2 protein-coding genes are annotated in these 1,130 nt (G+C 46.5%); both read right to left on the reverse strand.

Annotated elements, in window-relative coordinates:
* A partial coding sequence (locus COT43_06580; protein ID PIS28299.1) for a multifunctional 2',3'-cyclic-nucleotide 2'-phosphodiesterase/5'-nucleotidase/3'-nucleotidase occupies positions 1 to 528 on the reverse strand: 528 nt, incomplete at its 3' end.
* Positions 529 to 531: 3 nt separating this feature from the next.
* Complete coding sequence (locus COT43_06585; protein PIS28300.1) at positions 532 to 1,089, reverse strand: hypothetical protein; 558 nt, start codon at positions 1,087 to 1,089, stop codon at positions 532 to 534.
* Between the last annotated feature and the right edge of the window lie 41 nt (positions 1,090 to 1,130).

A 1,130-nucleotide genomic window follows, 5' to 3' on the forward strand; every position in this document is an offset into this window, starting at 1 on the left:
CTTGATGCCCTGGATTTCTTTGATGATGTACGGCTTGACAAATTCGACAAGTTGCCCGGTCGATTTTCGGTACAAATTGGCCGCGATGAACGGAAAACGCGCTGAATCGGACAATTTCTTTAAATTTTTCCAGCCATTATCAAAATCGTGATTACCGGTCGTTATCGCGTCATAACCGACAGTATTCATGTACTGAATGATGGATTCGCCTTCGCTGAGCGTTCCGAGCGGAGTGCCCTGATAAATATCGCCCGCATCGAGCAGTAAAAATCCCCAACCATTTTTCCGCGCAAGTTCACGTTGTTGAAAAATATATCGACCCGCAACGGCTCCGCCGCCTAATTTTGGCGGAAAATCTGGATTGATAAACGTCGCGTCGGAGCGATCGATTCCTCCGTGAATATCATTCGTAAAAATGATTTCGACCTTGAGATAATCCGACTCTGGATAATCGGCAGTGCGTTGCGAAAAAGTCGTACTCGTCAGCGCAACCGAAATAAGGATGATTGGATAAAATAGTTTCTTCATCGGCTAAAAAGTGTATTGAACGCTGACTTGACCCATCAGATATGTTTCGCGAACCGCGTCCTTGGTTATGCGCTTCTCGGCGGAAATCGGAAACAGATCGTATGCGCGGTACTCGCCGTTCGTGAAAGCGCCGGAAACATCCACCGTCATTTTCCCAAACTTAAATCCCGTTCCGGCTGTGAACCAGTTGCGGTTCAGGCTTTCATCCATCGGACTCGGATCGTAAAAATAGCCGAATCTCAGCGGCACGCCTGAAAACAGCTGATGCTCGACTCCGAATTTCACTTTCCAGACATTTTTCATATTGAACTTTCGATCGATCAGGTCACTTGGAATATCGGCCGGATTTGCCGAAGCCGCGACTGTCGTCTTGACATCGAACGATTTCCAGTTTTCATAGATCAGATCGAAAAAAACCTCCGTCGGAACGACGTTTGTCGGTTTGAAAGCGAATCCGAGCCGAATTTGTTGCGGATAACGATATTCGGACTTCGTTAAAACGCCGAGCGAATCGACAAATAACGAATCGAGCGCATCATTAGGATTCTCAAAGAATTCCATTGTCTGAGACTTGTATTCTATCTTGTATGGCGTTTGGTAAG

The organism is Candidatus Marinimicrobia bacterium CG08_land_8_20_14_0_20_45_22 (assembly GCA_002774355.1).
Lineage (GTDB): Bacteria > Fidelibacterota > UBA2242 > UBA2242 > UBA2242 > 0-14-0-20-45-22.

What these genes read in the sequence shown, in the direction of transcription:
- COT43_06585 (PIS28300.1), bottom strand. Translation starts at nt 1,089, where the DNA reads ATGGAATTCTTTGAGAATCCTAATGATGCGCTCGATTCGTTATTTGTC.